Below are 23,244 nucleotides of genomic sequence, written 5' to 3' on the forward strand. Positions count from 1 at the left end.
ACTCATACGTTATGACTGATCGTTAGGAGTCCGATTTCCGTGCGGTCGCACGGCGGTCACCGCACCACGCACCACGCACCACGCACCACGCACAGCGGACAGCGAACGAGGAGTGACCATGGCCAACCGACGCCAGTGGCTGACGGGTGCGGGCGTCGGATTCGTGTCGGCCGCCTTGATCGTGTCAGGACTGTCCGGCATCGCGGGTGACCCGCCGGGCGCGGGCCGCCGCCTGGTCACCGCGCTCGCCGGTGCCGTCGGCGCGGAGGGCGCCACGGGACCGGGCGGCCCGGACGGCGTCAACGGGTCGAGCGGCGCCAGCGGATCGAACGGCCCTGACGGCCCTGACGGCCCTGACGGCTCGAACGGTCCCGCCGGTGCTTCCGGGTCCACGCCCACGCCCCCGCCGCGCGCCTCGTACGCCCCCATGGGTGCCTTCACCGACTCCGGCGCCGAGGGCGTAGCACGGATCGGCGCCCTGGAATCCTGGCTCGGCGGTACGGAGGCGACGGTCGGCCATACGTATCTGCCCGGTGACGACTGGTCCGGCATCGAGGGCAGCGGCGGGCTGCTCCAGCCGTGGGCCGCCTGGAAACGCGCGAAGCCCGACCGGCTCTTCGTCCTCAACGTGCCGATGCAGGAGCACAACGAGGACCGCGTCCCCGACCGCGACGTACGCGAACTGATCCAGGAGGGCGCGCGCGGCGACTTCGACGGCCACTTCACCCGGCTCGCCCACCGGCTGGTCGACCTCGGCGTGCCCGACACCGTGATCGTCCTCGGCTGGGAGATGAACGGCACCACGTACACCCACCGCTGCGGGCCCGACCCGTCCGGCTGGAAGACGTACTGGAACCGGATCGTCAAGGCCATGCGCGCCGTCCCCGGCCAGCGCTTCCGCTTCGACTTCACCCCCAACCGCGGCCAGGACGCCATCGGCTGGACCGAGTGCTATCCCGGTGACGCGACCGTCGACATCGTCGGCATGGACTCCTACGACCAGCCGCCCGGCGAGACCTTCTACGACCAGGTCAACGAGGCGTACGGGCTCCAGGCGCAGGTCGACTTCGCCGACCTGCACGGCAAGGAGATCTCGTACCCGGAGTGGGGCCTGTTCAGGAACGGCGACAACCCCGACTACATGCGGCAGATGCTCCAGTGGATCAACGACCACCAGCCGGTGTACCAGACCATCACCGACTACTGCCCGCACGGCGTGTGGCAGTGCACGGAGAACCCGAAGTCCTCGAAGGTGTATCGCAACGCGCTGTTCGACCTGAAGCCGGCGCCTGCTCCTTCGGAGACGCCGACGCCTACGGAGACGCCGACGTCCACGGGTACGCCCACGCCGACGGAGACTCCGACGCCGACCGGCACTCCGACTCCCACGGACACGCCGACCGGCACTCCGACGCCCACGGACACGCCGACCGTCACGCCGACGCCCACGGATACGCCTACGGTGACGCCGACGCCCACGGATACGCCTTCGGGCACGCCCACGGATACGCCGACCCCCTCGGTCAGCCCGTCCGCGACGCCGACCGAGACCCCGACGCCTACGGACACGCCCACGGTGACGCCGACGCCGAGCGGCACGCTCACCCCGGAGCCGTCGCTGTCGCCGAGCCCGACTCCGACCGTGCCGACGACGCCCTCGGTGTCGCCGTCCCCCGACCTGTCGCCGAGCCCGGCGGTCAGCCCGAGCGCGAGCCCGACGCCCAGCGTGCTGCCGCCCGTGACACCGACCCCGGCGCTCACACCCGTGGCCGTACCGACTCTGCTTCCGGCCGTCACGCCGGGCCCGACGCCGGTGCCGCAGGCCGGGCCCTCGCCGCTGCCGCCCGTGGTGGAGGCGTGCCTGCCGCTCCAGCTCAGCGAGGAAATGCAGAAGCAGTACGCCAGCGGTCAGGTCTGCATCAAGCTGCAACCGAAGGCGCCGGGGGAGCAGACGGCGACGCCGACGCCGAGCGCGTCGACACTCGGTTCGCCGACGCCTGGTTCGCCGACGCCGACGCCGACCGCGCCGACGTCCGAGTCGCCGACGCCTGAGGCGCCGACTCCGGCCGTGCCGACGACACCGACACCCACGTTGCCGCCGACGGCCACGTCCGCCGTGAAGCCGGAGTCGGTGCAGGAGGCCGCGCCCGCGACGAGCCCGACGCCGCCGGCCGGGTAGCCGCAGGGCGGCTTACGCGCCCTGAGCCTTGCCGCCGCGCCTGGCGAGCCGGTCGTTCAGCCCGGCCCGCCAGGCGCGCAGCACCGGCAGGCGGCGCTTGGCGGTCGCGACCAGGCGCGTGCGGGCGGCGGCCAGGGCGACGCGGCTGTGGAGGACGACGGCCAGCGGGCGGGTGGTCAGCAGCAGGCGGCGGTTGGCGAGGTGGTCGGGGCGCCAGTGGAATTTGTGCGGCTCCGCGCCGCGCAGCAGGCTGAGGGCGGCCCGGCCGCCGTCCTGGGTCTGCCGGACGCCGTGCCGCATCAGCAGCGTCGTGACGTCGACCTTGGTGGTGCGCAGGTCCGGGTGGGCGCCGTAGAGGTAGCCGCCCGCCAGGCTCGGGCAGAGCACGGTGAGATTCGCGGCCACCACCTCACCGCCGAGGCTGAACTCGGTGACCGCCGCGTCGCCGTTCGCCACCATCAGCCGCGCGGCGCGGGTCAGGTGCTCGGCGAAGCGCGGGCGTACGTGCTCGGGGGTGACCCCTCGGCCCTGCCACTGGAGCAGGTGCAGCCGCAGCATCGTCTCGACGGCGGGCGCCACCTCGTGCGCGGGCACCGCGCGTTCCTCGACGCCCGCCGCGTCCAGCTTGCGCAACTGCGAGCGGATGCGCTGGCCGCGCGAACTGCCGACCCTCGCGATCAGGCCGTCCATCGGCAGGCCAGGCAGCTCCAGGCAGACCGAGTCCTCCAGGTCCTTGCGCGGGCCGCGCCACGCGCCGTACACCCGCTCGGCCGCCGCGCCCGGCCGTACCTCGCGCAGGTCGATCACGGCCGTCCGCGCCAACCGCCGCAGCGCCCCGGTCAACGCCGCCGCGTACGCCGGATCCGCGTCGTCCACCAGCACGTCCGCGTAGTCCGTGATCGCCCCGCCGAGCGCCACCAGCACCGGCACCGGCCGGTACGTCACCATCAACGGCGCCGCCGCGACCAGCTCCTCGCCCCGCCGCACCACCACGACCCGCAGCCGCCCGCGCTTGCCGTACGACAGCCACCACGAATACAGCCACGCGTGACTCTGGAACGGCGTCGCCGCCCCGCACCGCCCGTACAACCGCCCCCACTGCGCGGCCATCCCCCCGAACGCCTCGCCGTCCCGGCACACCTCCACCCTGAGCCCGCCCCCGTCCCCGTCCGGTGCGCCGATGTCGGCGCCGGGGGCAGTGCGTGGCTCGGATACGCGTCCGGTCGCGTTGCCGCCCGTGCTGCCGGTGGTCGCTCGCGGTGCCTGCGCTGGCGTGGGCGCAGCCATCGGCGTTGTCGCAGGCCCGGGGGCGGGCGGGGGCTTCGGGGGTGTCTCGGGCGTGGGCCGGGGGTGGGCGGAGGCGGGGGTGGTCATACGGATTCCCTGGGGATCGCTGTCGGGGCGTGGCCCGGGGTGGGGGCCGGGAGGGAGGCGCCGTAGGCGGGCTCGCGGCGGGAGCGGGGGCGGACCAGGAGGAAGAGGGCGCCGAGCAGGCCGCCCGCGCTCGCGCCGACCGCCGCGGACAGGGCGGTGGAGGGCGAGGAGGGGGAGGTCGGGGCGGTGGCGGGGGAGAAGACCAGCAGGCGGACGCCGGTGCTGCCGGCGTTGCGGTTGCCGGTCGCGGCCAGCGAATCGGCCACGGCGTTGGCGACCTTCGCGGCGGTCGCCCCGCGCCGGGCCGTCCCGGTGATCGAGATCATCGGCGCGTCGGGCGAGGTCGCGGCCTGCACGCTGCCCTTGAGGTCGTCCACCGCCATCCCGGACGCGGCCTGCGCCCCCGCGAGCACCGCGGAACCGGTGACGACCCGCCCGTACGCCTGCGCGAAACCGGTGGTGGTCGTCGCGTCGCCGTGCTGCGGCACCACGATGACGTAGCTGGTGGCGGCGTACTGCGGGGCCGCCGTCAGGCCGTACCCGAGGCCGCCCGCGAGGCCGATGCCCAGGCACAGGGGCAGCGGCAGCCAGCGCGGCGGCGTCCGCCACGAAGCGCGGCGCCCGCGCCCCTGCCTGCCCGCGGGGGCGCGGCCCTCGTCGCGGATCGCGGCCTTCTCCTGCACTGCGGTGTCCTGCATGAGCGGTCTCATTTCTTCTGTCCCGGCCCCACGCCGGTGGCGGATGCGGATGCGGATGTGGTTGCCGTTGCGTACAGCCGCATCACGCGGTCGGCGGTGTGGGCGATGTGGTAGCTGTCGACGGCGGCGGGCACCGGCAACCGCCGTACGCCCGCGCCCTGTTGGGCGTGGAGCGCGGAGACGAGGTCCCGCGGGCCGGTGCCGATCCGGCGGGCGCCGGGCGCGCTGTCCGGCGGCAGGTCCTCGATCGCGGGGCACGCGGTGTGCAGCACCGGCAGCCCGGCCGCCAGCGCCTCGACCATGGCGAGCCCGAAGGACTCCTCGCGCGACGCGGACACGAAGACGTCCATCGCGGCCAGCAGCGCGGGCATGTCGGGCATGACACCGCTGCCGTCGTCCCCGCCCGCCGCGCCCACCAGATGCACGCGCGGCGCGACGCCGGTCGAACGGGCCAGCCGCAGCAGGGCGTCGTGCTCGGGCCCGGTGCCCGCGACGAGGAGATGGGCGTCCGGGACACCGGCCAGCGCGCGGATGACGGTGTCGAAGTTCTTGCCCGGTACGAGCCTGCCGACCCCGCCGACGACGAACGCCCGCTCGGGCAGACCGAGTTGGGCCCGAGCGGCGGCGCGCACCGCCGGGTCGAAACGGAAGCGGGCCGGGTCGATGCCGTTGGGCACCAGGTGGATACGCGGGTCGGGCACGCCCCACTCGCGCAGCCTGCGCGCGACCGTCGCGGAGACGGCGACGGTGGCCACGCCCAGCCGTTCGGTGGCCCGGTACAGCGCGCGGGTGCCACGGGTGAGCGGGCGGCCCTCGATCTGGGAGTCGCCGAGCGAGTGCTCGGTGGCCACGACCGTACGCACCCCGGCCAGCCGTGCGGCGAGGCGGCCGTAGACGCAGGCGCGGTAGAGGTGGGTGTGCACGACGTCGTACCGGCCCGCCCTGATCTGCCGGGCGAGCCGGGGCAGCGCGGACAGGTCGCGGTTGCCGGTCATGCCCAGGTGCGTGACGCGTACGCCGTCGGCGCGCAGCGCGTCCGCGACCGGGCCGGGGTTGGTGAGGGTGATCACCTCGCTCTCGCAGGAGGCGGGCAAGTGGCGTACGAGCAGCCGCAGTTGCTGCTCCGCGCCGCCGATGCCCAGACCGGTGATGACGTGCAGGACCCTCACCTGGGCTCCTCCGGAGCGGCCGTCCCCCGGCCGGACCCCGGGCCGGACCGCGCGCTGGTCTGCCCGCCGTCCCGCACGCCGGGCAGGACGCTGATCCCGTCTCCCGGCACGGGCGTCGGCGCGGGCGCGGCGGGCGGCCCTCCGGCGGCCGTCGCCGTCCGCAGCTTGTGCAGCAGCCGCTTGGCGTTCAGCCGCCCCGCCGCGTCCCGTTGGCCGACGTACGCGCGCGGCAGCGCGAACGTCCCGGCGAGCGGGCCGGGGTCGACCGAGCACGCGTAGCGGTAACCGGCGCTGCGGGCGGCGGCCACCGTGCGGGCGTCGGTCGCGCCGTACGGGTAGCAGAAGCCGTCGGGCTCGTGGCCGGTGATCTCCCGCAACAGCTCGCGGCTCTCGGTGAGTTCGACGGTCAGCTCGTCCTCGTCGACCGCGGTGAGGTCCAGGTGCAGCAGGCCGTGCGAGCCGACCTCCATCCCGGCCGCCGCCGCCGCGCGGATGCCGTCGGCGGTCAACAGCGGCTTGCGCGGGCCCTGTTCGTCCCAGGCGTTGACGCCGCCGAGCCTGCCGGGCAGCACGAAGACCGTCGCGGTGTGGCCGTACCGGAGCAGCAGCGGGACGGCGTACTCCAGGAAGTCGGCGTAGCCGTCGTCGAAGGTCAGCCCGACCATGCGGCTCGCGCGTCCGGCCGCGTGGGCGCGCATCAACTCGCCGACGCCGACGCCGGTCAGGCCCCTGCGGCGCAGCCACTCCAGTTGGCGGCCGAGCCGTTCGGGCGAGACGGTCACCAGATACGGGTCGTCCCGGCAGTCGCCCACCGAGTGGTACATCAGCGTCCACGGCAGCGCGGCCTGCCGCCTGCGGCTGCGCGCGGCGCTGTGCGCGCGGGCCCGGTCGGCGGCGCTGTCGGGCCGGGGACCTGGGACGGGTCCTGAGCCGGAGCGGGCGCCGGAGGCGCACACGGGCGACGGGCGGAACGCGGTCGTCCGCGCGCTGGTGCGTACCGAGGCCGGTCCGCTGGGGGACACGGGCGCGGATTCGGGGGCCGGGCCGGGGGACGGCCTGCGTACGGATCGGAGGACGGATTCCGGCACGGAGCCGGGCATGGCGTTCGAACTAGGCATGGGACAGCCTTCGTTTCGCTGTGGCGAGCAGGTGCGGAACCTCCGGCACCCGCACCGCGGCGGCCGCCGCGGCGAAGGTGACGGGCACGGCGATGCAGCACACCGCCGTCGCGGCCAGCGGATCGGGGATCAGGGATCCGAGGCCCCAGCCGGCGACGGTGGCCACCGCCGCGGCAAGCGTGATCCGGCCTACGCCGGTGAGGAGTTGGCGTGCGCCGATCGCGATGGTGTGCGCCGCGAGGCCGCGGACCAGCAGTCCGGCGGTCACGGTGATCCCGGCGGCGTTGCCCGCCGCGATGCCGTACGCGCCCCACGCGCCGACCGTCGCCGCGTCGGCGCCGATCGTGACGAGCAGGCCCGCGGACATGGCGGCGGCCGGGTACCAGGTCGGCCGGGCGGCCGAGAAGTACGGCCTGATGAGCGCGCCCACCAGGCTCTGGCCGAGCAGCCCGAGCGCGTACACCCGCATCACGGCGGCCGTCGCCGCGGTGTCGGAGGCGTCGAACGCGCCGCGCTGGAAGAGCACCTGGATGATCTGCGGGGCGCAGCCGATGATGAAGGCGGTGCCGAGCAGCACCACGACGCACACCACCGTCAGGTCGCGCTGCACCTGCCGTCTGGCCCGCTCCCGGTCGCCGCGGGCGAGCGCCTGCGAGACGACGGGGAAGGTGACCGTGCAGATCATCACCGACAGCACCATCGGCATCTGCGCCACTTTCTGGGCGTAGTTGAGGTGCGAGATCGCGCCCGACGGCAGGGGCGCGGCGAAGAACCGCTCGATCAGCACCTGGGCCTGGCGGCTGACGGTGAAGAATATGACGGGCGCGACCAGGGCGAGGCCGAGGCGGGGCGCCTTGGGCCGCGTGGGGAGTTGGGGGCCGGTCCGGACGCGCGGGGCCCGGTGGGAGCGGGCTCCGGCGCACGCTCGGCCGCCTGCCGGGGCGGATTCGCGTGTCAGTGACGGCGCTTCGGGCCCGGACCGGCCCGCGTTCCTCAACTGCCCTTCTCGCTGCGGCTGTTCGGGAATGGCCGCGGTCTTCGCCGGTACGGTCCGCCGCCCGGTGCGCAACTCGGCCAGAAACGCAGGCAGTTGGATGAGCACCATCAGCAGGCCGCCGACCGCGACACCGGCCGCTGCGGCCCGCGCGCCCCAGCGGGCGTGCAGCGCGAACAGCGTGCCGATGATGCCGACGTTGTACGCCACGTAGATCGCGGCGGGCGGCAGGAAGCGGCGGTGGGCGCGCAGCGCGGCGCTCAAGTACCCGGCGAGGCCGAAGGTGAAGACCGTCACGGCGGTCAGCCGCGTGCAGTCCACCGCGAGGCGGTGGTCGGTCAGTCCGGGCGCGAGGACGTCGACCACGAGCGGCGCGGCCACCGCGATGGCGGCTCCGACGGCGGCCAGCAGCAGCGTCAGCCGCGGCAAAGTGGCGGCCAGCAGGGCCCGTACGGGATCGCCCGCCCGCCCCGCCCGGCCGTCGGCCGCCCTTCCGTCCGCCCGCCTGCTGAGGGCTGCGGCGAAGGCCGGTACGAGCAGCAGCGCCATCGCGTCCTCGATCAGGACGGTCGCCGCCAGCTCCGGGACCGTCCAGGACACGAGGAACGCGTCGCTGGCCGCCCCGGCTCCGAAGAGGTGGGCGATGGCCTGGTCGCGCACCAGCCCCAGCACGGAACCGGCCACCGACAGCACGGCGGTGACCAGGGCGGCCCGCGCGAGCCCCTTCGCCCCCCGGTCGCCCCCGGAGCCGGAACCGGAACCGGAACCGGAGCCGGAGCCGGAGCCGGGACCGGAGCCGGAGCTCGGGCCGGATTCGACGCCGGTGTCGACGCCGCTTCTGGTGCCGCTTCCGGTGCCGGTGCCGCTTCCGTTGCCGTTGGCGTCGCCGTCGCCAGGAGCCGGGTCCGGGGCCCGGAGCGTACGGCCGGTCGGCGCGTCGTCCTCGTGGGCGGCGGTCGCCGCACTCGCGGTCATCGGCGGCGGCCGTCCGTGGCGTCGGCGCCGAGGTCAGCACCGGCAGCGGCGTCCGCCGCGGGCGACAGCGCCCACCAGGCCGTCAGGCCGAGCAGCACCGCGGTCAGCACGGTGGAGGGCCCGCCGATGTCCGCGTAGAGGAAGTCGACGCACTGCCAGATCAGCAGCCCGACGGCGGCCAGTCCGCTCGCGGCGGCGCCCGGTGCGCGGTTGCCCGCGCGGCGGGCGCGCAGCAGACGGTCGGTGCCGCGGGTGAGGAAGGCGGCCCAGCCGCCGACGAGGAGAGCGAAGCCGATCAGACCCTGCTCGCTGAGCGCGAGCAGATACATGTTGTGCGGCGACAGCAGCGGTTCACGGGTGAAGCGCTGCCCGGCCCCCGCCGTGTCGCTGCCCGACGACAGCGCGAGCGAGGCGTGCCCGTCGCGCTCGTCGGGGAAGCGCTTGAGGCCGACGCCGGTCGCCGGGTGCTGGCGCCACATGCTGACGGCGGCGGCCCACAGCGTGTACCGGTCGGTGACCGAGGGGTCCGGGTCCGCGGTGACCTGCGTGATGCTGCTGACCCGCTGCCCGATCATCTGCGAGCCCACGCCGAGCCCGCCGACCAACAGCACGGCGGAGGCGGTCAGTACGCCGAAGACGCGCAGCGCCTGACGCCGCCCCGACAGCACGATCATCGCCGCGCACGTGACGGCCGTGGCGATCCACGTACCGCGGCTGAAGGACACCGCCAGCGGTACGAGCAGCGCCGCCGCGCAGGCCAGCGCGGCGGGGCGCAGCCAGCGGGGCGCGCCCGCCGCGGCCGGTACGAGCGCGCAGCCGGTGGCGATGACCAGGCCGTACGCGACGACCGTCGCCATCCCCATGATGTCCGAGGGGCCGAAGGTGCCGACCGCCCTGATGTCCTCGCCCATGTAGGAGGCGCCGGTCGCGGTCGCGTACTGCCACACGCCGATCGCGCCCTGGACGAGGGCGACCGCGACGACGGCTCCCGCCACCACCGCGAAGTCCCGCCGGTCGCGCAGCAGCAGCACCAGCGAGGCGGGCACCAGGACGAACACCTGGGCGTAGCGCAGGAATCCGGCGAGTCCGGCCGCCGGGTCGACCGAGGTCATCGCGGACAGCGCGAAGCCGACGACGGGCGCGCCCAGCACCACCGCGGCGGTCGCGGTCAGCGGCCGTGCCCGGTCGCGCAGCAGCCGTACGGCGACGGTCAGGATGAGTACGGCGGACGCGGCGTCGGCCGGGGTGACCTTGCCCGAGGTGCTGACGTCGCCCGTGCTGACCGGCGCCGCGAGCAGCAGCACGGTCGCCAGGGCGGGCAACAGCGGTGCCAGCCAGCGGTATCGGGCGAGGCCCGGGGGGATACGAGGGGCGGGTTCGGCTCTGTGCGCGGGCGCCGTGTTTCGCGCGGGCGCGGGCGTGGCGATCGTGGCCATGATTCAGCTCCCACCGAACCGGAAGAGCGAAGTCGCCGTGCGGGCGAGGATTCTGACGTCCTGCCAGAGCGACCAGCTGTCGATGTAGTGGTTGTCGAACCGCGCGCGGTCGGCGATCGAGGTGTCGCCGCGCAGCCCGTGCACCTGGGCGAGCCCGGTGATGCCGACCGGCATCCGGTGCCGGTCCTGGTAGCCGGGGTGGGTCTGGCTGAACTGCTCCACGAAATAAGGGCGTTCGGGGCGCGGTCCGACCAGGCTCATGTCGCCGCGCAGCACGTTCCAGAACTGCGGCAGCTCGTCGAGCGAGGTGCGCCGCAGCAGTCGGCCGACCGGGCTCACCCGGCGGTCGTGCGCGATGCTCCAGCGCGTCGCGGACTCGCCGGGGTCGGCCGGCCGCAGCGTACGGAACTTCAGGAGCGTGAACGGGCGTCCGCCCAGGCCGATGCGCTCCTGCCGGAACAGCACACCGGGGCCGTCGGTCAGCCGTACCGCGAGGCCGCAGCCCGCGAGGACCGGCGCGAGCGCCAGCAGGGCGGCCGAGGCGAGCACGATGTCGAGGGCGCGCTTGCCCCAACGGCCGGGCGGCGCGGGCGGATACGGGTCGAGGCGGCGGCACGCGAAGCCCCACAGGTGGCCGGGGGCCGCCTGGCCGTCGCCGGGGCCGGGACCCGCGGTGACCTGCCAGACGCAGGCGCCCTGCGCGGCCAGCAGCCGTACCGTCGCGGTCGTACGCGCGTCGAGCGGCTGCGGTCCCGCGACGACCGCGTACCGCACCGAGTTCTGGATCACCGCGCGCGTGATGTCGCCGTGGCCGGTCAGCACCGGCAAGGGGAAGTCGTCGGGCGCGGTGCCGTGTCCGGGCCCCGGGCCCTGCTCCTGCCCCGGCACCTGGCCGGTGGCCGCGATGCCCACCGGGTGCATCCCGTACTCGGGATGCGCGTGCAGCACGGCGGCGACCTCGCGTACGGACCCGTCGCCGCCCACGATCAGCGTCGATCCGGGGTGCAGTCGCGCGTACCGGCGCCGCGCGCCGTGCACGACCCCGCGCAGCACCCACTGGCCGAGCACGGTCAGCACGAGCGCCGTCAGCAACTCGCCCCATCCGAGGGCGCTTTCGGGCGCGGTCGCCGCGGCCGTCACGGCCACCAGGCCCCACGCCAGCGTCGCGCACAGCGCCAGCGCCGGCACCTCGTCCGACGCCGTCGGCGCGAACCCCGGCCGGTACAGCCGCGCCCTGCGCAGCGCCGGGACCAGGCACCCGAGCAGCGGCGCCAGCAGCAGCGGCCCCACATCCGCCCGCACCGCGAACGCGCCCATCAGCGCCGCCGCGCAGTCCGCCGCCACCAGCGGCCCCGCCACCCGCTGCCGAAACGCCCGGTGCCGCGGTCGGGACACCGTCGCGGGCGTCTGCCGCGGTGCCGACGCGGGCGTCTGCCGCGACGCCAACACGGGAGCCCGCCCTCCGCCGTCGCCGCCCTGCCCCACGACCACCCCGAGCACCCGCCCGGCCGAGGACGCCTCAGCCGCCTGCCCGTTGCCCCGCCCGGCTGAGCCGGTCCCGGGCCCCGTGTCCAGCGCGACACCGACCCCCCGGTCCACGGCCCGCCCGGGCGCCGGGCCCGCAGCGGCTTCCGGCTCCTGGCCGCGCGTGACGGCGCGGGGGCGTTCCGGGGCGCGGGTGGCAGTCGCGGGGGTCGTGGACTCGGGGCGTGGGCCGAGGGTGAAGCGGAGGCTGCGGTCGCCGCCCCACCTCGGGGGCGTGCTGGACGCGGTGTCGGAGGCCGGGGCGAGCGCGAAGCTGAGCCTGCGGTCGGCGGCGCGCGCGGGCGCCGGTTCTGGCCCGCCCCCTTGGGCGCGGTCACCGCCCTGGCCGGGCGTCGCCGTGGTGTTCTCCGCGGCCTGGCCGACGACGCCCAGCACGCGCTCGCCACGGCCCCCGCTCGCGGGCGCGCGGTCGGCCGTACGGGCCGCGGGTGCGGGTGCGCGGTCGGACGTACGGGCCCCGGGTGCGGGTGCGCGGTCGGCGGGGCGGCTTCCCGACGCGGGCGCGCGGTCGGGCGTACCGCCTCCGGACGCGGGTTCGCGGTCGGCCGTACGGGCCCCGGGTGTGGCTGCACCGCCTCCGGACGTGGGCGCGCGGTCGGGCGTACTGCCTCCGCGGTCGGGCGTACGGCCCCCTGGCGCGGGTGCGCGGTCGGCGGGGCGGCCTCCTGAGGGGAGGGGGCGGCCGGTGGGGGTGGGCGGCGGCACGCGCGCGCTCTCCCACGTCATCGGGTGACCCTCTCGGTGGGGCGGCCCGGCTGGGGCAGCGCGAGGACGTCGCGGTAGAGGTCGGCGACGGCGGCAGCGGTTCTTCGTACGTCGTGCCGTTCGCGGACGTGCGCGAGCGCGCGGTGACCGGCGTCGGCGCGCCGTACCGGATCGGTGAGGAGCCTCAGCATGGCGTCGGCGAGGGCGCGTTCGTCCTCGGCCGGGACGACGGAACCGGCGGCGTCGGCGGGCGGCACGCTCTCGCGGGCGCCGCTGACGTCGGTCTGGACGACCGGCCGTCCGCAGGCCATCGCCTCCAGGGGCGCGAGCGCCATCCCCTCCCAGCGGGACGGCAGGACGACGACGTCGGCCGCGCGGTACCAGGGCGCGGTGTCCACGGTGCTCCCGGCGAACAGCACACCGGGCGGCGCGTCCCGCAGCAGCGGCCGCAGCGCGGGGCCTTCGCCGACGAGCACGAGACGGGCGTCCGGCAGCCGCTCGCTGACCCGGGGCCACGCCCTGAGCAGCACGTCCTGGCCCTTCTGCGTGCAGAGCCTGCCGACGCACACGACCAGCGGGGTGTCGGGCCCGAGGTCCGACAGCGCGGGCAGCGCGGCCCGCGCCGAACCGACGTCCGCGGTGGGCGTGAAGTGCGTGAGATCCACGCCGTTCGGCACGACCGCCCACGTACCCCGTACCCCCGCGTCCTGTCCCGCGCGCCGCTCCGCGTCGCTGACGCACAGCACCCGGTCGGCCCAGCGGGCGGCGTACCGCTCCCAGCGCAGCGCGGCCCGCGCGGTCGGTCCCGTGACGGCGTCGAACGACCAGGCGTGCGGCTGGAAGACGGTCGGCAGGCCGCCGCGTACGGCCAGCCGTACCGCGAGCCCGGCCTTGGCGCTGTGGACGTGCAGCAGGTCGGGGCGGACGGCGCGGATCAGCCGGGCGACGGTACGGACCTCGCGCGGCAGGCCGGGCCCCGGCGAGCGGCCGGCCGGCCACCGTACGACGTGGCCGCCGGCCGCCGTGACGGCCTCGGGGAGCGCGCCGTGCGGCGGACAGGCCACCACCGCGCGCGTACCGCCGTCGAGCTGGGCCCGGACCAGGTCCGTGACGACGCGGGCGACTCCGCCCTCGACGGGCTGGGTCACATGGAGCACCGTCAGCCCGGCGAGTTCGTACTGGTGTTGCGGCATCGCGCGCCGTCTCTCTGTCCGTGACCATCTCCGTGACCGTCTCCGGTGGACCGACCGGGGCCGAGGAGAAGCCGATGGGTTTGCTGCGTGTCATGTGCGCGCCCGCGCGTTCGAGCGGGCTGCGTGGAGTCAACGAATCCCGTGCCTGTCAGGTAATCCTCGTGAAACAGGAATGCACGGTCGCAGACCTCGGCGCACGATTCACGTAAGGCGCGCGGCCCGCCGAGCAGGACGAATGTCTTATGACGATCACATGACCGGTGTTGACGAGACGTCAACCCACGTCACCGCCGTCACCCTTCCGATACGCCCTGGCGCCCGGCCTCCGGGGGTTCTATCCATTCGGGTGAAACATCATTACTAATCGCCTGGGAGCCGGTTGGTCAGTGCGACCCATGTAGACCCATGTACAGGGCAATCTCACCCAAGAAGGACCAACCGTGATCAAGAAGTTCCTCGCCACGGCCGCCGTCGCCGTCTCCATCGCGGGCGTCTCGGCGTCGGTGGCCCCCTCCGCGATGGCCATCGGTGACGACCACGGAACCACCACCGCCAACGGCAACGGTTCCGAGCAGAGCTACGGCAACACGTACACCAGCGGTTACATGAGCCCGTCGTTCGCGCTGGTCCAGGGCTCGCTCAACAAGCCCTGCCTCGCGCTGCCGCTCAAGGGCAACGTCGGCTCGCTGGTCGGCGTCGTGCCGGTCACCGTCCAGGACATCAACGTCCTGTCGTCGCCGCAGAACCAGCAGTGCACCGAGAACTCCACCCAGGCCAAGGGCGACGAGCCGCTGTCGCACATCCTGGACAACATCCCGGTGCTGTCCGGCAACGGTGCCGCCAACCACTGAGCCATTCCCCTGGCTCCGTACGGCCCCGGCCGTCGACTTTCCGTCGACGGCCGGGGCCGTACGCGTTTTCCGCGCCGGGTTTCCGCGCCGGGTTTCCGCCCCGCGCCTTCCGCCTCGGGGTTTCCGCTCCGGGCGGAAAAAGCCGAGCCATTCGAGTGGATGATGGAAGGCGCCGCACGCTGGGGAGTTGCTTACGGTCGGCACCCGTCGTTAGCCCGGTCGGTAGTGGTGTTCACGGACGCGGATTTCCTGTGTCCGGCCCGTACGAAGGACGTGCTGGTGCCAGACACCGCTCCGGAAAGGGAGCTCAACGTGAAGTACTCGAAGGTCGCGGCGGTCGCTGCCGGAACGCTCATGGCTGTGGGTGTCGCGGCCCCCGCGTTCGCCGACTCCGACGCCAGTGGCATCACCTCGCACTCCCCGGGCGTCCTGTCCGGCAACAGCATCCAGGTGCCGATTCACATCCCCGTGAACGTGTGCGGCAACACCGTCAACGTCATCGGTCTGCTGAACCCCGCGTTCGGCAACACCTGCGTCAACAAGTGACGAAGTGAAGTGACGTCGTCCTGTCAGGCCGTCAGGTTCTGATCCCGGACCGCCCCGGAGCGTGTGCGTCGCGCTCCGGGGCGGTCCGTCTTACGGGATGGGCACGGGACGGCCGCGGGACGTATTCGGCGCAGCCGAAGAACCGAGCGGAGAAAAGAAGTCGATGCGACACATCTTGAGCCGGAGCCTGCTCACCGTCGCCGCCGCCAGCAGCATCCTCGCGGCCACCGGGGGGTACGCCAACGCGGATTCCGACGCGCAGGGCGGTGCGTCCAACTCACCCGGCCTGCTGTCGGGCAACAGCGTCGAGGCACCGGTCGACGTCCCGCTGAACGCGTGCGGGAACAGCGTGAACGTCGTGGGAGCCGACAACGCCGCGCTGGGCAACCACTGCTCCAACGAATCGCATTCCCACCACCACACCGCTTCCGGCGCCCCCTCCTCCGCCCATTCGTCGGGCACCCAGGGCTCCGCGGGCGTGGCCTCAGGGAACTCGGTGCAAATTCCGGTCGACGTTCCGCTCAATGTGTGCGGAAACACCGTGGACCCCCTGGCGCTGCTGAATGCGGTGTCCGGGAATTCCTGCGACAACGACGGCACGGGCGCGCACGCGGTCACCGGCACCGACACCAGTTCGGTGCACACCGATCCGACGGTCGACGTCCGGAGGCTTCCGCCGGCTCCCGAGCCGAACCACGCGGTCCCCGCCGTCCTGGACGGGGTTGACCAGCAGTCGCTCGCTGAGACCGGCGTCGCCGGCGGCGAGTTCGGGGCGGCCGGGGCGACCAGCGCCGCGCTGCTGCTCGGCGGCGCCATGCTCTACCGCCGCGGGCGCGGACCGCGGGTCGCGCACGCCGCCGCCCACGGCGCGCACGCCGCGTCGGGCGCCCACGCGGCCTCCATGGCCCGTATTCGCCGCACGTATTCGTAACCCTGGGCAACGGAATTAATACGAGAATTGGGCGAGGCGGCTCTCACGTTCGGGTGATTGTCGAGAGGCCGGTTTACTCCTCGTTTCCGTTGCTATCCGCGGTCGTTGACCATGCCGACAGACACCGGCACTGAAAGGGTGGCAATGAAGTACTCGAAGGTCGCAGCAGTCGTGGCCGGATCGATGATGGCGGTCGGCGTCGCCGCGCCTGCCTTCGCCGACGGTATGACGGCGCCCGAGATGCCCACCGCGGCCACGATGCCCACCAGCATCAACGGCGGTGTCGAGCAGGCCCTGAACGAGCAGCCGCTGCAGCAGCTCAGTGACGGCCTCAAGGTCGACTCCGCGCTCCGGACGGTCAGCGCCGCCGCCGACCGCCTGCGCGGTGAGACCTCGACCGACGCGCTCCTCGGCCAGGCCACCTCCGCCACCAAGGATGCCGCCACCTCCACCGTGACCGGTGCGGTGCCCGGTGCCTCGCTGCTGGGCGGACTCCCGCTCGGCCGCTGACCCGGCCCCGGCTCCCCTCACCTGCCGCGCGTCGGCTTCGGCCATCCTCGCGGCAGCACTCCGCCATCGGAGTGAATCGCCGGAACCAAACCCCACGTGAGCGGTTGATCAGATCGCTCCAGAACCGTGCAATCGAGCACCAAAAAGGGATTTCAGATGATCAAGAAGATGCTGGCCGGCGCTGCGCTCGCCGCCTCGGTTGTTGCTGTCGGCGTCACCGCCGCCCCGCAGGCCATGGCCCTCGGCGACGACCAGGGCACGACCACGGTGAACGGCAACGGCGCCGAGCAGAGCTACGGCAACACCCACACCGGCGGCACCCAGAGCCCGCAGATCGGCCTCGTCCAGGGCACCCTGAACAAGCCCTGCCTCGGCGTCCCGGTCAAGGCCAACGTCGGCTCCCTCGTGGGCCTCGTGCCGGTCACGGTCCAGGACATCAACGTCCTGGCCTCCCCGCAGAACCAGCAGTGCGCCGAGAACAGCAGCCAGATCAAGGGTGACGAGCCCGCCTCGCACATCCTGGACCAGATCCCGGTCCTGTCCGGCAACGGCGTGCACAACGGCTGATCCGCCCCCCACGGCTGATCTGCTCCACCGCACCGCACAGCGAACTGCCCGACCCGGCCGCACCGGCCGGATCGGGCAGTTCGTCGTTGAGGGGTGTTCCTAGCGCAGCGTGGACGCGTCGCGGCGGCGGGTGACGCGGGTGACGTACCAGTGGATGAGCAGGCCGGTCGCCATGACGATCGTGACGATCTGGGACCACACGGCGAGCTTCTTGTCGTAGAACCAGACCGGCTCGTACATGTTGGGGAACGGGCCGTGCGCGCCGACGTCCACATAGCGGTAGAGCATCAGGGCGAAGAGGCCGCCCGCGGCGACCAGCCAGGCCAGGGCGGCGCTGAGCGGGCGGCGCCAGACCAGGATGAGCAGGGCCGCGAACGACGCCATGCCCGCCTCGATCCGGAAGAGGGTGCCCTGGCTGATGTCGGCGGACACCGCGTCGTACTGGTCGGCGAGCTTGGCGTGCACATAGGCGTCCACGGCGAGCCCGGCGGCGGCGACGAGGCGTGCCGCCAGGTCGAGCGCTCGGCCGGTGGAGCTGACCCCGGCTGACGGCATGACGGATCCTCGTTTCCTCGTACGGCGCGTACGGGTCGTACGGCCACGGTGGGGGGAGCGGAACGCGCGGTGATCCGACGGCGCGTCAGTTCACGGTGAGCGTGCCCTTCATGAACTGGTGGATCGTGCAGATGTAGTCGTACGTGCCCTTGGCCGAGGGGGCCTTGAAGGTCACCGTCTTGCCCGGCGCGATGTCGTTGGTGTTGAACTGGCCGCTCTTGACCGAGGTGACCGTGTGCGCCGTCGAGTCCTTGTTGGTGACCGTCACGGTGGCGCCGGCCGCGACCGTCAGCGACGCGGGCGTGAAGGCGAAGTTCTGGATGACGATGGTGTCCGCGCCACCGCCGCTGGAGGCCGACGCGGAACTCGACGCGGAACTCGACGCGGACGAGGACGCCGACGTGGCAGCCGCCGACGTACTCGTACCGCTACCGCCGCTCGAACCCGAGCTGGAGCAACCGGTCAGGGCCAGCGCGGCGCAGGCGGCGGCCAGCAACGGCGCACGGCGTACGCGTACGGGGACGCGCGAAGGCACGCGTACGGGGACGGGAGCGGTGCGTGCGTGGAGCCGGGTGACGATCAACTCGGGCTTTTCCCTTCGGAATTCGGGCGAGGCACGGGACGGCCCGTGTGGGGGTGCGGGCCGTCCCGTACAGGTGGGGTCAGACGGTGAGCAGGGTCGGGCTGGCCGCCTTGTCCACGGGCAGGAAGTCGTCGGGGACCGGGTACTGGCCCAGGACGAAGTTGAGGATCGCGGCGTGCTGCGCCTCGACCGGCGCGATGGTCGCGGCGGTCGCGATCCCGGCGGGGCTGGTGACGTTGTAGGTCGCGAAGAGATACGTCTGCGCGGCCTGGTCCTCCAGTTGCAGGGCCAGCTTGGCGACGGCGCCGTAGGTCTTCGCCTCGCCGAGCGCCTTGAGGGTGGCGGCCTGGTTGGACAGCGGCACATTGGTGATGGCGGGCTTGCCCGCACCCGTGAGTACCGCGTTCCACGCCTTCGCGTGGTCCGCGTGCTGAGCCATCGCGGTCGTCACGAAGGTGGCGACGGCCGGCGGCACCGTACCGAGCTTGCCCGCCTTGGCCGCCTCCAGCGTCGCCTTGTAGGCGCCGACGGCCTGGTTCTCCAGCGCCGTCGCCAGCGCGACGACCTTCAGGTCACCGGTGTACTGGCTGCTCCCGGACGCCGACGCCGAGGCGGTCGGCGAGCCGCCGGGCGCACCGGTCGCGGAGTCCGCGGAGGTCTTCTTGTCGCTGCTGGAGCACGCCGCGAGCGCGAACGCCGCCGCCACCCCGCCGGCGCCGAGCAGGAAACGCCGCCGGGAGGCGTCGGCCACCCCGCCGCGCCGGTCGCTTTGTGCCTTGTCGCGCTGTTCCGCTGCGAGGTCCGCGGCCGCCGCACGCATCGCGGGCAGCGTGTCGCGGTGGGCCTCTTCCATGTCCTGGGTGAGACGGGCGAGCTCGCGCTCGCTGATCTGCAGCTCCCAGCCGTCGCGTGCGGTGGTCACTTCACGGCCCCCTCAGAGATCGGTGAAGCGTTCTTGGTCGGGTAGAAGGCGTTGGGGAAGCCGACGCTGCCTGCCGCGGCGGGCAGCTTGGCGACGTCCGTCGGGATGGCGATCAGGTCGCCCATGTTCCCGGCGAGCAGCGCCTGTACGGCCAGCAGCGTCGCGCGGTGCTGGGCCTCGACGGGCGCGACGGAGGCGAAGAGCTTGCGCAGGTCGCCGTTGCTGACCTGGCTGACGTTCTTCGTGTACGTCTGGGCCGCGACGTCCTCCAGCGTGATCGCCAGCTTCACGACGTCCGCGGGGGTCTTGATCGACGGCAGCGCCTGCTTGACCACGGCCGCGTACTTCGGGTCCGGCTGGTCCTGCGCCTTGCCGCCCGCCTGGGTGGCGGCGGAGTTGAACGCCTTCGCGTGCGCCTGGTGCTGCGTGGTCGTCTTGGCGATGAACGCCGCGATCGTCTTGTTGCCGTCCTTGATGAACGGCAGTCCCGCGGCCGTCTGGTAGACGCTGATCGCCAGGTTCTCGATCGACGCCGCCGTCTGCAGCGCCATGATGTCGTCGCTGGAGGAGGCCGCGGCGACCCGCGAGGTGTGCAGCAGAGCGGCGGCGCCCGCCACTCCGGCGACCGCTCCGCCGCGGTGCCACCAGCGGCGCGAGGACGCCGGCGCGGGCTGTGCCGCCGCGCGGAAGTCGTCCAGCGCGCTCGCGGTGATCCGCAAGGCGTCACTGTTCAGGTCTTGTGACTGCTCCGTCAGTTCTTCGAGCAGCCGGGTGTCGATGCGCTCTACGCCCATCACGCCCCATCTCTCACGGTGCCCGCTCTTGTGAGGGCACTCCTGCGACAGGTTCGTGGCGGCGGCTCATCCGGATTGGTCCCGTCCTCCGTACGGGCACCGAGACCACTCTTCCGGGTGACGGCAGGGGGCCGTTCCGCCCAGTAAAAGCGTCTGTACGGTGCGTGGCGGTACCGCCAGGTGTCACATCGGGCCCGTCCGGCGGGTCACTGCCACGACGACGAGGTGACGGAGGTGGGTGGCCCGATGGACGAGTACGAGTTCCTGGCGGCGCGTTTCGAGGAGCAGCGCGGCCGGTTGCGCGCGGTGGCGTACCGGGTGCTCGGCTCCACCGGCGAGGCGGACGACGCGGTGCAGGAGACCTGGCTGCGGCTGAGCCGGATCGACGCCGACGAGGTCGACAATCTCGCCGGGTGGCTGACCACGGTGGTGGCCCGGGTGTCGCTGAGCATGCTGCGCTCGCGCGGCAGCCGCCGCGAGGAGCCGCTGGAGACGCCCTCGGGAGGCCCGGTCACGCGCGCCGCCGCGGCCGAGGACACCGACCCGGAGCAGCAGGCGCTGCTCGCCGATTCGGTCGGGCTCGCCCTGCTCGTCGTCCTCGACACGCTCGGTCCCGCGGAACGGCTCGCCTTCGTCCTGCACGACATGTTCGCCGTTCCCTTCGACGAGATCGCGCCGATCGTGGAGCGCTCGCCCGCGGCCACCCGTCAGCTCGCCAGTCGCGCCCGGCGCCGGGTGCAGGGGGTCGCCGTCGTCGACGAGGAGCGCTCCGCGGTACGGCGCCGCGCCGTGGTCGACGCCTTCCTCGCGGCCTCCCGCGGCGGGGACTTCGAGGCGCTCCTCGAACTCCTCGACCCCGATGTCGTGCTCCGGGCCGATCCCGCCGCCGCCCTGTCCGGCGCCACCTCCGTCCGCGGCGCCGCCGCCGTCGCCACCACCTTCCTCACCCGGGCCAAGGGGGCTCGCCGCGTCCTCGTCGACGGCGTCCCCCAGCTCGCCTGGATGCACGACGGCCGGGCCCGCGCCGTCTTCGCCCTCACCGTCAGCCCATCCGGGCGCGTCGCCGAAATTCACGTCCTCGCGGACGAGGCCCGCCTCTCGCTCCTGCGGGTCGTCGTCGTGGACGAGTGACCCTCCCCCGCGCCGCGAGGACGGTTCCTCTGCCGTGGGGGGCGCCGATGGTTTTGGGGCGCGGCCCCTGGGCGGTTCTTCTGCCGGGTGCCGGGCCTAGCGGGCGCGGTAGGCGTCGATCGCCGCGAAGGTCGCCTCCGGCTGCTCGATCTGCGGGAGGTGGCCCGCCTTCGGGACGACCTCGAAGCGCGCGTCGGCGAAGGCGGCGGCGTACGCGGCCCCGTACCCCGGGGTGAAGACGCGGTCGCTCTCGCCCCAGAGGACGAGGGTCGGGACGCGGACGTCGGCGAGCCGTTCGCGCAGGCCGGGCGTGTGCATGTACGGGTCGCCCGCGATGATCCGCATGGTGGCCATGTTCGCCTGGCGCGCGGCCAGTTGACCGGCCGGGAGGGTGGCGGGGTCCACGAAGAAGCGGTCGGGGTCGTGGAAGGAGTGCTCGGCCACGCCCCGCGCGTCGAGCGCGAAGAAGTCCGTCATCGGCTCGCCCTCGACCAGCACTCCGGCCGCGTCGATCAGGACGAGCCCGGTGATCAGGCCCGCGCCGTCCCGTACCGCCATCTCGGCCGCGATCCAGCCGCCGAGCGAGGAGCCGACCACCAGGACGTCACGCAGCCCGCGCTCCCGAAGCAGCTCCAGGTACGCCACGGCGAGGTCGTCCACACCGTCGTACGCCTCGGGCCGGGGCGTGCCGTCCCAGCCGGGGAGGGTCGGGGTGAGGACACGCGCGGTACGGGCGAGGTGGGCGCCGAGGCCCGCGACGGTGAAGGGGCCTCCGCCGCCGTGCAGCAGCAGTACGGGGCGGGCGGCGGCGGCATCGGTCTCCGGGTCGGCGGGGCCGGTCTCGGCAACGGTGAGCTGCGATGGGGTCGTCATACCGTCGACTGTAACTAAGGATATTTATATAAGCAAGCTTAGTTGGAGTGTTAGGCTGTGCCCATGCCCGTTGAACTCCAGCTCCTCGGACGAGCCGTCAAGCAGGCGCAGTACCGCCAGCACCGCGCCCTCGACAGTCGCCTGGCCACCGTCGGCACCACCCTCGCCCAGTGGGACGCCCTGCGCGCCGTCGCCCGCACGCCCGGCGCCTCGGCCCGCGACCTCGCCGCCGCGACCTTCCAGACCGAGCAGTCCTTCGGCACCCTCGCCACCCGCCTCGCCGACCGCCACCTCATCGACCGCCGCCCCGGCCGTGGCCGCCGCATCGAACACCACCTCACCCCCGCCGGCGAAGCCCTCCTCTCCGCCGGCCACCGCATCGCCGACGACGTCCTCTCCTCCGCCTTCTCCGCCCTCGACGACACCGAACGCGCCACCCTCCTCGCCCTGTTGCGCCGCATCGGCGAAGAACCGACGTGAGCCCGTGACCCTGTTACGGGTCACGGGCTCACAAGGCGCGGTCGCGTGGCGTCAACGACCCCTGCGGGTCAGTCCAGTTCGGTCAGCCGGGTCAGGGTGTAGCCGGCGATGCCCTGGCCGGCGGCGATCGCGTCGTCGTCCTTGACGCCCGCGGTGCCGTTGTTGGGACCGGCGATCGTCGTGTAAAGGTAGCGGTCGTGGACGGCGTGGGTCACCGCGCACGCGACCTTCTCGCAGAAGTTCGGGATACCCGACTTGTTGGTGAGCGGGATCAGTTCGCCCTTGAAGGCGCTGTTCACCGCGTTCGCCTCCTTGGCGCTGGGGAAGACCATCACGCCGACGGTCACCGACGACTTCGCCGAGGTGTAGGTGGCGAGCACGACCTGGGCGCACTTGTTCGGCCCGAGCGTCGGCCCGAGACCGCTGCGGGTGGCCTTCCAGCACGGCGCTTCGTGGCTGGTGGTCTTGCGCGTGAAGGTCTGGCCGTTGACCCGCGTGGACGTGTCGGAGAAGAGGTCCTTGCCCTGCATCGTGGGCGTCGAGGTGGCGCTCGGTGATCCACTCGGCGATCCGGTCGGTTCCGTGCTCGGCGAATCGCTGGCGACATCGCTCGGCTGGACGGCCGGCGCGGTCGTCTGCTTGTCCTTGTCGTCCTTGGCGACGGTGTCGCCGTCCTTCTTGGACCCGCCCATCAGGAACAGCGCGGCGCCGCCCGCCAGCGCGAGGACCACGACGGCGGAGACAGCGATGATCAGCATCCGCTTCTTGCGCGCTCGCTGCTCGGCCACGTGCTGGTCCGCGAGCGCCGACCAGTCGGGCTCGTTGGGGTTGGGCACATACGGCTGCGGATGCGGGATCTGCGGAACCCCGGGCCTGATCTCGTACGGAGAACCCTGGTGGACCGGCTGCGAGAACTGGGTCGGGGGGAAGCCGTAGCCCGGTTGTGCCGGTCGCGCCGGTTGCGTCCGCTGCGCCGGTTGTACGGGCGGTGTCTGCCGCGCAGGTGGCGTCTGCTGCCGGTCGACCTGCGGTACGGCACCGTTCTGGTGCGGTATGCGAGGATCTTCCGGGGGCCCCGTGGGAGTACTCATGGCCGGAGGAGTTCGCCTTTCCCG

21 protein-coding genes and 1 pseudogene are annotated in these 23,244 nt (G+C 73.5%); 8 read left to right on the forward strand and 14 right to left on the reverse strand.

Annotated features, from left to right (window positions below):
- Positions 1-118: 118 nt before the first annotated feature.
- Complete coding sequence (locus tag ACFY9V_RS03285; protein ID WP_391159040.1) at positions 119-2,179, forward strand: glycosyl hydrolase; 2,061 nt, start codon at positions 119-121, stop codon at positions 2,177-2,179.
- A 12-nt stretch (positions 2,180-2,191) separates the two neighbouring features.
- Here the strand turns inward: ACFY9V_RS03285 and ACFY9V_RS03290 are convergent, their stop codons facing one another.
- The 8 genes and pseudogenes from ACFY9V_RS03290 to ACFY9V_RS03325 all read right to left on the reverse strand — a co-directional run bounded on the left by ACFY9V_RS03290 (position 2,192) and on the right by ACFY9V_RS03325 (position 13,386).
- Positions 2,192-3,289, reverse strand: coding sequence for a GNAT family N-acetyltransferase (locus ACFY9V_RS03290; RefSeq protein WP_391159043.1), 1,098 nt, complete (start codon positions 3,287-3,289; stop codon positions 2,192-2,194).
- 260 nt (positions 3,290-3,549) lie between these two features.
- The gene (locus ACFY9V_RS03295; RefSeq protein WP_355336506.1) at positions 3,550-4,251 is read right to left on the reverse strand and encodes a lipopolysaccharide biosynthesis protein; all 702 of its coding nucleotides are present in this window, start codon (positions 4,249-4,251) and stop codon (positions 3,550-3,552) included.
- An 8-nt stretch (positions 4,252-4,259) separates the two neighbouring features.
- The gene (locus ACFY9V_RS03300) at positions 4,260-5,420 is read right to left on the reverse strand and encodes a glycosyltransferase (RefSeq protein ID WP_391159046.1); all 1,161 of its coding nucleotides are present in this window, start codon (positions 5,418-5,420) and stop codon (positions 4,260-4,262) included.
- 140 nt (positions 5,421-5,560) lie between these two features.
- Positions 5,561-6,244 (reverse strand): annotated as a pseudogene (locus ACFY9V_RS03305) (polysaccharide deacetylase family protein); the annotation flags it as partial.
- A 286-nt stretch (positions 6,245-6,530) separates the two neighbouring features.
- Positions 6,531-8,507, reverse strand: a complete 1,977-nt coding sequence (murJ, locus tag ACFY9V_RS03310) for a lipid II flippase MurJ (RefSeq protein WP_391159048.1) — start codon at positions 8,505-8,507, stop codon at positions 6,531-6,533.
- Positions 8,504-9,943, reverse strand: coding sequence for an O-antigen ligase family protein (locus tag ACFY9V_RS03315; protein ID WP_391159050.1), 1,440 nt, complete (start codon positions 9,941-9,943; stop codon positions 8,504-8,506). The genes murJ and ACFY9V_RS03315 overlap by 4 nt, the downstream gene beginning before the upstream one ends.
- A 3-nt stretch (positions 9,944-9,946) precedes the next feature.
- The gene (locus tag ACFY9V_RS03320) at positions 9,947-11,260 is read right to left on the reverse strand and encodes an exopolysaccharide biosynthesis polyprenyl glycosylphosphotransferase (RefSeq protein ID WP_391159573.1); all 1,314 of its coding nucleotides are present in this window, start codon (positions 11,258-11,260) and stop codon (positions 9,947-9,949) included.
- A gap of 950 nt (positions 11,261-12,210) precedes the next feature.
- Positions 12,211-13,386, reverse strand: coding sequence for a glycosyltransferase (locus ACFY9V_RS03325; RefSeq protein WP_391159053.1), 1,176 nt, complete (start codon positions 13,384-13,386; stop codon positions 12,211-12,213).
- A 440-nt stretch (positions 13,387-13,826) separates the two neighbouring features.
- On the opposite strand from ACFY9V_RS03325, the gene ACFY9V_RS03330 reads away from it, so the two are divergent.
- The 5 genes from ACFY9V_RS03330 to ACFY9V_RS03350 all read left to right on the forward strand — a co-directional run bounded on the left by ACFY9V_RS03330 (position 13,827) and on the right by ACFY9V_RS03350 (position 16,791).
- Complete coding sequence (locus ACFY9V_RS03330) at positions 13,827-14,237, forward strand: rodlin (RefSeq protein ID WP_355336500.1); 411 nt, start codon at positions 13,827-13,829, stop codon at positions 14,235-14,237.
- A gap of 312 nt (positions 14,238-14,549) precedes the next feature.
- Positions 14,550-14,783: a chaplin gene (locus ACFY9V_RS03335; RefSeq protein ID WP_355336751.1), complete on the forward strand. Its 234-nt coding sequence runs from the start codon at positions 14,550-14,552 to the stop codon at positions 14,781-14,783.
- Positions 14,784-14,946: 163 nt separating this feature from the next.
- Positions 14,947-15,714 carry a chaplin family protein gene (locus ACFY9V_RS03340; protein WP_391159056.1) on the forward strand — a complete coding sequence of 256 codons (768 nt, stop codon included), beginning with the start codon at positions 14,947-14,949 and terminating at the stop codon, positions 15,712-15,714.
- 144 nt (positions 15,715-15,858) lie between these two features.
- A complete protein-coding gene (locus tag ACFY9V_RS03345) occupies positions 15,859-16,224 on the forward strand; it encodes a hypothetical protein (RefSeq protein WP_355336498.1) in 366 nt (121 codons plus the stop codon).
- A 156-nt stretch (positions 16,225-16,380) separates the two neighbouring features.
- Positions 16,381-16,791, forward strand: a complete 411-nt coding sequence (locus tag ACFY9V_RS03350; RefSeq protein WP_355336497.1) for a rodlin — start codon at positions 16,381-16,383, stop codon at positions 16,789-16,791.
- A 99-nt stretch (positions 16,792-16,890) separates the two neighbouring features.
- On the opposite strand, the gene ACFY9V_RS03355 is transcribed toward ACFY9V_RS03350, so the two are convergent.
- The 4 genes from ACFY9V_RS03355 to ACFY9V_RS03370 form a co-directional block, all read right to left on the reverse strand.
- Positions 16,891-17,346: a hypothetical protein gene (locus tag ACFY9V_RS03355; RefSeq protein WP_355336496.1), complete on the reverse strand. Its 456-nt coding sequence runs from the start codon at positions 17,344-17,346 to the stop codon at positions 16,891-16,893.
- 85 nt (positions 17,347-17,431) lie between these two features.
- The gene (locus ACFY9V_RS03360; RefSeq protein ID WP_355336495.1) at positions 17,432-17,881 is read right to left on the reverse strand and encodes a cupredoxin domain-containing protein; all 450 of its coding nucleotides are present in this window, start codon (positions 17,879-17,881) and stop codon (positions 17,432-17,434) included.
- Between the two features lie 127 nt (positions 17,882-18,008).
- Positions 18,009-18,851: a ferritin-like domain-containing protein gene (locus ACFY9V_RS03365; protein ID WP_355336494.1), complete on the reverse strand. Its 843-nt coding sequence runs from the start codon at positions 18,849-18,851 to the stop codon at positions 18,009-18,011.
- Positions 18,848-19,645, reverse strand: a complete 798-nt coding sequence (locus tag ACFY9V_RS03370) for a ferritin-like domain-containing protein (RefSeq protein WP_355336493.1) — start codon at positions 19,643-19,645, stop codon at positions 18,848-18,850. The genes ACFY9V_RS03365 and ACFY9V_RS03370 overlap by 4 nt, the downstream gene beginning before the upstream one ends.
- A 246-nt stretch (positions 19,646-19,891) precedes the next feature.
- On the opposite strand from ACFY9V_RS03370, the gene ACFY9V_RS03375 reads away from it, so the two are divergent.
- Positions 19,892-20,776, forward strand: a complete 885-nt coding sequence (locus tag ACFY9V_RS03375) for a sigma-70 family RNA polymerase sigma factor (RefSeq protein ID WP_391159059.1) — start codon at positions 19,892-19,894, stop codon at positions 20,774-20,776.
- A gap of 96 nt (positions 20,777-20,872) precedes the next feature.
- On the opposite strand, the gene ACFY9V_RS03380 is transcribed toward ACFY9V_RS03375, so the two are convergent.
- Complete coding sequence (locus ACFY9V_RS03380; RefSeq protein WP_391159062.1) at positions 20,873-21,649, reverse strand: alpha/beta fold hydrolase; 777 nt, start codon at positions 21,647-21,649, stop codon at positions 20,873-20,875.
- A gap of 63 nt (positions 21,650-21,712) precedes the next feature.
- Between ACFY9V_RS03380 and ACFY9V_RS03385 the strand changes: the two genes are divergently transcribed.
- Entirely contained in the window at positions 21,713-22,129 is a 417-nt protein-coding gene (locus ACFY9V_RS03385) for a MarR family winged helix-turn-helix transcriptional regulator (RefSeq protein ID WP_355336490.1), read from the forward strand.
- A 68-nt stretch (positions 22,130-22,197) separates the two neighbouring features.
- Here ACFY9V_RS03385 and ACFY9V_RS03390 read toward each other — a convergent pair whose 3' ends face one another.
- On the reverse strand, positions 22,198-23,220 hold the full coding sequence (locus ACFY9V_RS03390; protein ID WP_391159065.1) for a hypothetical protein: 1,023 nt from the start codon (positions 23,218-23,220) through the stop codon (positions 22,198-22,200).
- Between the last annotated feature and the right edge of the window lie 24 nt (positions 23,221-23,244).

The sequence above is a fragment of the Streptomyces sp. NPDC008317 genome (assembly GCF_042955955.1).
Lineage (GTDB): Bacteria > Actinomycetota > Actinomycetes > Streptomycetales > Streptomycetaceae > Actinacidiphila.